Below are 8165 nucleotides of genomic sequence, written 5' to 3' on the forward strand. Positions count from 1 at the left end.
ACGATCCCTCCTTTGACCGGCTGGCCGCCCTGATTGAGCGTGATGCCCGGCGCAAGCGCGTCGCTCGGCGATAGGCCATTCTGCACCGTATAGCCAACCGTGCCGACGCCGCCGCCGGCCGCGAGCGGGTTCTGGTTGACCGCGACAGTCGCCGGGCCCGTGTTGACCTGCGCATACTTCGGCATCATCGCGTTCAGCTGCGTCTCGCCGTTCAGCGCCGACATGTAGTGCTGCTGCACCCATCCGCGCAACTGCTGCGGATCCTGCGGCATCGACGCGAGTTCCGCTTGATAGACCTGCGGCGTGATCGCGCCGGCCTGCAGCTGCGTCACCCCAAAATTCATCACGTCCTGTGGCGAGAGATCCGGCTTCGTGAGCAGACTGCCGAGGCCCTGCCGAAGACCTGATTGCACCTTGATCGACTGCTCAAGTTGTGTATTCGTGAGCGTCGTTTGAGCTTGCTGGTTTTCAATCAGACTTTTCGTCAACTGCGGCAAGTTGTACGCACCCGCCGGGTTTGACGCGAGATCGCCTTTAACGCCGCTCCAATCGGTATTGCCTTGCGCATCTGTATGACGCTGAATCGATTGAGAAACAGCTTGGTTGGCGCCAATTTGCTGCTGCAAGGCATTTCCTTGCGCGTTAATCATACGAAACTGCGCGACCTGCAACGCCTGCTGCAGCGGGTTGAACTCGGGCGCTTTCGCTTGGAGCGGGATCGAGGTATTGAGTGCCATGATCAGACCGTGAAGAGGATCGGGTTCCCAGCTGCCGTGGTCCCGTATGACGGGTTAGCGGCCGTCGCGCTCGCGAGGGCGTTGTTATTGAGCAGCCCGTATGTCATCGCGCCATTCGCCACGCTATTCATGCCGCCGGCCAGTGCATTCGCCGAGCCAACCATACCGGCCGCCTGAGCGTTCGCGCCGCTCGTCAGCGTATTTCCGATGTTGCCGACGGCATTCGCGCCGAGGCTGCCATTCGTTGCCGCAGCGTTCTGACCGTTTCCGACGACGCCGAGCAACCGATTGGCATTATTGGCCGCGCTCGAATAGTTCGTATTGAACGTCTGCAGCGCGCGATTGAACACATCGTTGTAGGTCGAATCCGCCAGACCCGTCGCGTAATTCGCCGCTCCTTTGAGCGCAGCGCCAGACGTTCCCAGGCCGCGCGCCGCCGCGCTGTTCTGCACCGACTTCAGACCTTGGTCGAGCGTGAAATGATAGCCGGGGGTCGCGGCTGCGTCCGATGCACTAGGGGCCGAAAAACGCTGCGTCAACATCGGATTCGCCAGCGCATCTTTCAGCGGGTTGATATATGACGACCCCAAATCCATGTAGGGCTGCAGATTCTTTTGCGTCTGCTGCCACTGCTTATTTTGAAGCGCGGCTGCGTTGTTCGCAGCGTCGGCCTGAGTCTGGGCGGCATCGCTAGCGGCACCGGCGCTGATTGCTGAGCCCGCCAATCCTGCAACGGCGCCACCTGCTATTGCAGCAGCTACGCACATGTCTCACCTCGCGGAAGATCTTTGAGCTTGAGCTCCATCACCACGTCATCGGCGATATAGCCGCGGCGCTCTAGAATTTCGTACAGCTTTCCAGTCCGCGTGACTGGCCATCCAACGATGCTGACACCGCGAGCGCGAAGCGCATCCTCGACATGTGACATGAACCGCGGCATCGAGCGCCGATGATCAGGTTGCACATAGAACGTATCGACGTTTCCGCACAACTCGGTTTTCAGGTGCAGGCTTTTGTAGAGGATAAGCAGCGCATACCCGTTCAAAACTCCATCCTCGCCGCGCAACGTCATTGCGATCAAAGAATGGTGGTCTGCCAGATAGAGGTACTGGTCGATATCCGGATCGATCGCGAGGCCGCGTTGCCCATGATATGCGCATGTATCCTTCTTGATCTCCGAACATTCGTCCCAGCTTTGCTGACCCAGCGGGACGATCTCATCCGCAAGTTCACGCGTGAAAGGCTCGATGGAGATTTTCATTTCCGGGAAGTTGCTCACGATGCCGTAGCCTCCGCGCCGGTGATCGTCAGCGTCACGCCGTTGCCGTCGGCGTAGAGCGCCGACGGGTTCACGATCTTTGTGTTGATGACTTCCGGCACCATCATCGAGGCGCCGGCCGCGACCGACACGCGATGGATGCGCGTCGCATCAGCTGCGGTGCCGCCGTTCGGGACGAGGTAGAAATTCACGGTCACGGCGCCCGCCGTCGGGTTCCAGAGGTTCACGCTGTGCGCCGCGCCCTGCAGCGCCGCACCGGGCGAATAGACTGCGGCGGCAGCGCCCGCGAGCACGCCCTGATAGAGGGTCTTCCAATTCACGCTCATGTTGTTGCCTCGATGAGTTTTCGGACGTCATCCGGTGCGCGCGGCGCGACCGGAACGGGTTCGGGGAGTTGTGCCGCGGCGCGCGCGGCGACCGCGATGGGTTCGGGTAGCGCGACTGCGGGCCGCTGCGGGATAGGCACAACGCTCTGCAGCGCAGCCTCGAGCGCCGCGACGCGCCCGAGCAGCGCGCCGACGAGCGCGCCGGCCACGTTGCTGTTGTCGAGCACTAACAATTCGCCGATCTCGGCCGCCTGATTCTTGACCTGGGTATGCAGCGAGTTGATGTCGACCGGTACACCCTGGCCACCCGTGCGCGACAGCAGCGACAGAAAGAACGCGAACCACTCGGGTGCAAGGCGTCCGTCCGGGCCAACGATCGGCGTGCCAGGATTCGGCATGTTGGCGTTCGTGCTCACGTGCGCACCCTCGAAACGTCAACCCATGCGCCGTTCAGCGCAGTCCGGATCGGCTCTGACCACGACAGCTCGAACACGCGATCGCGCGCATAGCCGAGCCGCTGAAACTGGATCGACGTCAGGAACTCGCCGCGGCGGCCCATCGTCGCCGTGATCGGATTGCCCCACGTTGCGCCGCGATCGTTGCTCCAGCGCAGGCTCACGAGCGGATCGGTCGCATCGTCCGGCATCCCTGCGCCCACCTCCATGTCGGCGATGAACTGTCGGAACAGCACGCGATTGCCGTCCGCGCCCAGGATGTGCGGGAACGAACGGATGCGCTGGATCGGCTTGCCGTTGTCGGTGTAGGCGTTCGGGTCGAGCGCGTAGACCGCGCCCGTCTGCCAGTCGCCGATGAGGTTGCGGCCCGCGTTGAACGAATGGCAGTTCATCCGGTGCCGGCTCAGCGAGCCGTCGGCCTCCAGATATGCGCGCTGATGCCACTGGCCGGTCGCCACGTCGAAGCACCAGGTGCGATTCGCCGTCGGGAACGTGAGCACGTAGAACGCGTGACCGCCCTGCAGGTACGAGAAGCCGATCGCATCGTCGATCCGGCTGTACGTGCTGAATTCCTGCTCGAGCGCGTGCGTCGAGATGCGCTCAGCCTGGTAGTTCTTGCCGACGAACACGACGCCCTGGCCCTGCAGATCGCGACCAAGCCAGAAGAGCGCGAGGTCGATCTTCGCGACCGAGTGCTTCGCAGCGCAACCGTGCTCGATGAAGACGCCTGGCATGCGGCCGAACGTGAAGTCGGTCGCTCCCGTGTTGAACCATACTTCCGTCGTCAGCGCGCCTAACAGCCAGATCTCGCGGTGCATGACGGCGAGCGTCACGAGGTTGTCCGAGTAGGTCGACTTCGACGCGATATCGAGCGAATCGAACTTGATGTCGTTGTAGAGCGAAACGTAGAACTGCGGCGTGCCCGGCTTGTTGAATACGAAGTAGCCGTCGACGAAATCGACCTTGTCGGCACCGTAGAACGCGGGGTCGGTGACTTGCGTCATGACGTTGCCCGCGAGAGCGATCGTGAAGCCGACCGCTGTGCCGTCGACAATGAAGACCGATGTGCCGTTGTCGACCATCGAGACGTGCCCGCTGATCGACGAGAGCGTGCCGAGCTGCGTGTAATTGTTGGTGGCGTCGACCGCATAGACGTTCGGCCCGACCACTTCGAATCGCGCGCCGTTCGACGCGGTGTAGATGCCGCGCGATTCCCCTGCGGCCGGTGGCGTCGATACGAGCGTGAGGCCCGGCGTCGGGTAGTACGTGAACGGCGCGGGCGCATCCTGCGGGTTCTGCTCGCCGTACAGGTTGACGCAGCGTTGCGCCTCCGCGATCAGGCTCTTCGCGGTATACGCGCCGAGGGTGAGAGGGACGCGCATCAGTACGGCCGATCCGAATAGATGTTGTACCGCTGCTTCGTCCCGAGTCCGCGCGGCATGCTCATCGACTGGATCTGCAGGTTCATGCGCTTGATGACGCGCTTCGTGCTGGCGGCCAGCTTCTCCACCATCCGAGGGGGATCGAGCTGATACGAGCCGCAAAGCCAGATCGCGAGGTTGTAGCGGATCGCGGCCATGTACTCGGGCGGCAGCGTGATGTCGTCGCCCGGCGTGACGAACTGCGGGAGCGCCTCGAGCGTCACGATGTGCAGCTCGAAACTGTTGTTCGGTACCGGGAACATGAACAGGTTGCCGAGCGGGAATGCCGCGTCGTAGAACGCATAGCTCGGGAACGACACCAGCGACTTGAGCGCGATGCGCGAATAGTCCTCGCGCGCCGCGATGATCGTTACCGGATAGTCGATCGGGTTCGGGCTGCCCGGATTCAGGCGCGCATACGCCGCGTTGATCTTGAAGGGCCACGCCGGCGTATTGAAGGCGCCACCGGGCCCGACCGTGTACGATTGCGCGCCGGTCGACTGAATCGCCGTATCGACGAGGTGATACACGCTCAGGCGCTCGCCCTGCCACTGGCCGAGCATCATGTTCAGCGTGGCGAGGCCATCGGACGTGTCGTCGGGCGAGATCGACTGCCCGATACCCAGCGCGCCGATATCCTTCAGCGCGAGAGTGATCAGGTCGACGGCGGTCGTCACGCTGCCTCCAGCGCCGCGCGGATCTTGTCGTTCGACCAGCGCTTATCGATCTTCACGCCCTTCTCTTCGGCGATCTGGATCAGCGCCGCCCGCTCGTCATCGGCTTCGCCAGCCGGTGCAAGCGCGGCTTCTTCCTCTGCGCTGTGCACGATGACGCCGCCGACCCACTTCGGATACTCGACGAAATCGGGCTGCTGTTCGCGCGGTACGGCGTCGGCGCGCGCTGGCTTCTTCCAGCCCTCGCCGAGCGCTTCGAACGCCTCCTGCGTCTCGACGATCTTCGACTCGCCTTTCGGGCCTGTGACCCACATCGGGAATTCCTGGAACACGGTGCCTCCGGAAGAAAAAGCCCCCGCCGAAGCGGGGGCCGATTGTTGAAGCAGCGAGCCCATTAGCGAACGATGCGGCAGGCCAGTTCGTTGTAGACCGGCGCCCAGCCGTACAGCACGTCGATCCGGCACGGGACGGTGTCGGTGCCGATCGCGTATTGCCGCGCGATCCGCATCGAAATGCCCTTGTGCACGCGCCGCGCGCCCCATGCGCCGTACTTGCTGACGTCTTCGAGGTCGGCCGTCGCCAGCGTGAACGCGTCGCGGTGGTATGCGAGGTTCGCGACGTACTGCGTCGACGCGGCGATGTCCCACGTGACCGCGGCGGCATTCGCCGGGCCGGCCGAGACCGTCTGGTATTGCTGGTTCGACGCGGCGGTGTTGATGGCCGGGAAGATCGACAGCGTCGCATTGCCCGAGCCGTCGGCCGTCGCATCGGCGAGCACCGTGAATTGGCGCAGCACGCCGGTCGACTGGCGGTTCTGCGGGTTCACGCCGAACACGCCTGCGATCGTGAAGGTGTCGCCCTTCTTGACCGTACCGGCCGCGCCGAGGCCGGTGACGAGCAGCGATGAACCGGTCTGGCCTGCGCCCGACACGGTGCCGTTCGTGCGCGTGCCGGTCGTGAACGTGTTCACGTTCTGGTCCATGCCGATGTCGAAGCCGAGGCCGGACGGCGAGAAGATGCCCGACTCGTACTGCTCGCCGATCTTCGCGGACGGATTGAACAGGCCGGCCGCCGACTTGACCATCGAACCGTTGGTCGCCGGATCCCACACGGCGGTGCGGCGTCCGTCGCGCGGCGTCGCCTCGTTATCGAGCTTCACGCCCGCATCGAGCAGCACCTTGATGTCGTTCGGCGTCGTGCCGACCGTGCCGACGTTGTTCGCAACGCTCGATGCGAGACCGAGGCCGTCGAAGTCGATCTTGTTCGCGATCGTCGCCATCGCCGGGCGGAGGTACCGGTCCGCGAACTCGTCGACGATCAGCGTCAGTTCCTGCGAGCTGAACGTGAAGTCGACGTGGAACTGCGTCGTCAGCGTGATCGGCACCGACGTTTCGTTCACGTTCTCGATGTTCAGCGCGGCGCCGGTCGTACCGACGAATCGGTTCGGCTTACGCGCGTTGACGGTGGCGCCGATCTTCGCGCCGCTGACCGCGAACTCGTCGGAGTAGTCGCGGTTCGAGCGTGCGGTGAACGACAGGTTGTTCTCGAGAATCATCAGCGATTCGTCGAGGATCTTGGTCGGAGTGAGAAGCGTATTGCTCATTTATGGCCTCATGAACGGTTGCGGCGGCGCCAGGCGATGTAGTCCGCCGTCGACGCAAATTCCTGCGGCTCGACGGGTGCGGACTTGCCCCCCACGGGGCTGATCGGCGCGGGCGCCTGGGATACGGGAGCGGGTTTCGCTTGGCCGACCGTCGACTCGAGACGGGCCAGCTCAAGCGCCATGCGAAGCGGAGGAAGGGATAGCAGACGTTCGGCCTCTTCGGGGTTCTGGCCGAGGTGATGGAGCACCTTGTGACCGGCATCCATCGACGTGACCGCCTCGAGGAAGTCCTGCGATGCGCCGCCGAGCATCTGGAAGGTGCGCAGCGATGCGTCCCAATCCGGAAACTCGGTCTTGCCGGCGTCGAACACCTTGTTGCAGGCCGCATCGAACTTCTCCTGCGCGATCAGGCGCGTCGCTTCCGCGCGGACCTGGTCGGCAGTCATCGGCTGCGCCGCGGGCGTCGTGGCGTCCGGCTGGAACTCGCGCAGGCGCGCTTCGAGTGCTTCGCGCTGCCGTTTTTCCTCATGCTTCTCCCGCGTCAGCTGGTCGATGCGCCGTTGCACCCAGTCGTTCTTGGGCTTGTCCTGCTGAGGCTGCTCGGTCGATGCTGCTGCGGGTTGCTCGGTGCCCGTGGCCGTGCTCGTTTCTGCGGGCTGTTGCGCCGGTTCCGGGGGCGTGCCCGTCGTCGGCGTTACGGCTGCTGGTGCCGGTACTGCGTTCGCTTCGGTTTGCATGGACGTATCCAAGGATTGAGGCCCGGTGATGCCGCGCCGGTACGGAAACGAAAAAGGCCCGCTCCTTTCGGATGCGGGCCTCGTGGAAAAGTGGTCGGAGCGGGGCTTAGCGCTGGCCGCCGATGATGTACTGCTCGCTCGTCGGCGTAATCGGGCTGGCCGTCGTGTTCACATACTGGATTGCGAGCGTGTTTGCGGCAGATACGCGGACATTGCCGATCGACAGGCCGGTCTGGTGCGACGCCTTGTTGATGTCGAGCGAATCGCCTACTTGCAGGCCGGGCACGTTGAACGTCTGCTCGGCCGTCGTGTTCGCGGCAACCTGAGCCGGCGTGAGCGTCTGGCGGATGATGAAAAGCGCGCTAATCGGCGTCGGATTCGACGCGTCCTGAATCAGGCCGGGGTAGCTCATGTCATTGTCCTTGGGGAGCGGGCAAAGAAAAACCCGCACTCGGCGGGTTCTGGGGTTGCTGCTGTGGCTGCATCGGATCGGGCGGTGCCGGCGGCGCACCTTCGGGCGCACCGGTCTGCATCATCTGCATCACGACCTGCGTCGCGACGTGCGCGACGAGTTCGGGATCGAGCGGCTGACCGAGGGCCTGCAGGCGCTTCGTCTCGGCGTCATAGGCGCGAATGTTCGTGTCCTGCTGCTCGCGGCCCTGCTGTGCCTGCTGAAGCGCGCCCGCGAGGTGCTCGATCATCTGCCCCATCTGCTGCATCTTCTGCTGCATGTCCTGCTCTTGCGGCGTCGGGCCTTCGCCGAGGATCTGCGGCGGGATCGTGCGGTGCAGACGCTCCGCGACCTCGTCGGCCATCGGGAAGTCCGCGGCCTTGAACAGCAGGTCGCCGGCCACCTTCATCAGCTCCTGATCCTGCGACATGATCTGCGTCAGGGCGTTGAATGCCTCCTGCCGGCGCGTCTCGTAGTTCGGG

At 63.9% G+C, this 8165-nt stretch carries 11 protein-coding genes and 1 pseudogene; all 12 read right to left on the minus strand.

Going from position 1 to position 8165, the window contains the following annotated elements:
- The coding region (locus KH616_RS17630) for a hypothetical protein (RefSeq protein WP_292248756.1) at nucleotides 1–737 on the minus strand (737 nt) is incomplete at its 3' end.
- Nucleotides 738–739: 2 nt separating this feature from the next.
- Entirely contained in the window at nucleotides 740–1504 is a 765-nt protein-coding gene (locus KH616_RS17635) for a hypothetical protein (protein ID WP_292248759.1), read from the minus strand.
- Entirely contained in the window at nucleotides 1495–2016 is a 522-nt protein-coding gene (locus KH616_RS17640; RefSeq protein WP_292248763.1) for a hypothetical protein, read from the minus strand. Before KH616_RS17640 ends, KH616_RS17635 begins: the two co-directional genes overlap by 10 nt.
- Entirely contained in the window at nucleotides 2013–2342 is a 330-nt protein-coding gene (locus KH616_RS17645) for a hypothetical protein (RefSeq protein WP_292248766.1), read from the minus strand. The genes KH616_RS17640 and KH616_RS17645 overlap by 4 nt, the downstream gene beginning before the upstream one ends.
- Nucleotides 2339–2758 carry a hypothetical protein gene (locus tag KH616_RS17650; RefSeq protein ID WP_292248769.1) on the minus strand — a complete coding sequence of 140 codons (420 nt, stop codon included), beginning with the start codon at nucleotides 2756–2758 and terminating at the stop codon, nucleotides 2339–2341. Before KH616_RS17650 ends, KH616_RS17645 begins: the two co-directional genes overlap by 4 nt.
- Entirely contained in the window at nucleotides 2755–4179 is a 1425-nt protein-coding gene (locus tag KH616_RS17655; protein ID WP_292248771.1) for a packaged DNA stabilization protein, read from the minus strand. Before KH616_RS17655 ends, KH616_RS17650 begins: the two co-directional genes overlap by 4 nt.
- Nucleotides 4179–4895, minus strand: coding sequence for a hypothetical protein (locus tag KH616_RS17660; RefSeq protein WP_292248774.1), 717 nt, complete (start codon nucleotides 4893–4895; stop codon nucleotides 4179–4181). Before KH616_RS17660 ends, KH616_RS17655 begins: the two co-directional genes overlap by 1 nt.
- The gene (locus KH616_RS17665; RefSeq protein ID WP_292248777.1) at nucleotides 4892–5206 is read right to left on the minus strand and encodes a hypothetical protein; all 315 of its coding nucleotides are present in this window, start codon (nucleotides 5204–5206) and stop codon (nucleotides 4892–4894) included. The genes KH616_RS17660 and KH616_RS17665 overlap by 4 nt, the downstream gene beginning before the upstream one ends.
- A gap of 80 nt (nucleotides 5207–5286) precedes the next feature.
- Complete coding sequence (locus KH616_RS17670; RefSeq protein ID WP_292248780.1) at nucleotides 5287–6495, minus strand: P22 phage major capsid protein family protein; 1209 nt, start codon at nucleotides 6493–6495, stop codon at nucleotides 5287–5289.
- Nucleotides 6496–6503: 8 nt separating this feature from the next.
- Nucleotides 6504–7232 (minus strand): hypothetical protein, encoded by a 729-nt coding sequence (locus tag KH616_RS17675; protein ID WP_292248783.1) that lies wholly within the window; start codon nucleotides 7230–7232, stop codon nucleotides 6504–6506.
- A 106-nt stretch (nucleotides 7233–7338) separates the two neighbouring features.
- Nucleotides 7339–7644: a hypothetical protein gene (locus KH616_RS17680; RefSeq protein WP_292248786.1), complete on the minus strand. Its 306-nt coding sequence runs from the start codon at nucleotides 7642–7644 to the stop codon at nucleotides 7339–7341.
- 1 nt (nucleotide 7645) lies between these two features.
- A pseudogene (locus KH616_RS17685) lies at nucleotides 7646–8165 on the minus strand (hypothetical protein); the annotation flags it as partial.

Source organism: Burkholderia sp. (assembly GCF_018375725.1).
GTDB lineage: Bacteria > Pseudomonadota > Gammaproteobacteria > Burkholderiales > Burkholderiaceae > Burkholderia.

Excerpts from the sequence above, each read along its gene's own strand:
- KH616_RS17655 (WP_292248771.1), bottom strand. The coding sequence starts at position 4,179 with ATGCGCGTCCCTCTCACCCTCGGCGCGTATACCGCGAAGAGCCTGATC.
- KH616_RS17635 (WP_292248759.1), bottom strand. The coding sequence starts at position 1,504 with ATGTGCGTAGCTGCTGCAATAGCAGGTGGCGCCGTTGCAGGATTGGCG.
- KH616_RS17665 (WP_292248777.1), bottom strand. The coding sequence starts at position 5,206 with ATGTGGGTCACAGGCCCGAAAGGCGAGTCGAAGATCGTCGAGACGCAG.
- KH616_RS17670 (WP_292248780.1), bottom strand. The coding sequence starts at position 6,495 with ATGAGCAATACGCTTCTCACTCCGACCAAGATCCTCGACGAATCGCTG.
- KH616_RS17675 (WP_292248783.1), bottom strand. The coding sequence starts at position 7,232 with ATGCAAACCGAAGCGAACGCAGTACCGGCACCAGCAGCCGTAACGCCG.
- KH616_RS17645 (WP_292248766.1), bottom strand. The coding sequence starts at position 2,342 with ATGAGCGTGAATTGGAAGACCCTCTATCAGGGCGTGCTCGCGGGCGCT.
- KH616_RS17680 (WP_292248786.1), bottom strand. The coding sequence starts at position 7,644 with ATGAGCTACCCCGGCCTGATTCAGGACGCGTCGAATCCGACGCCGATT.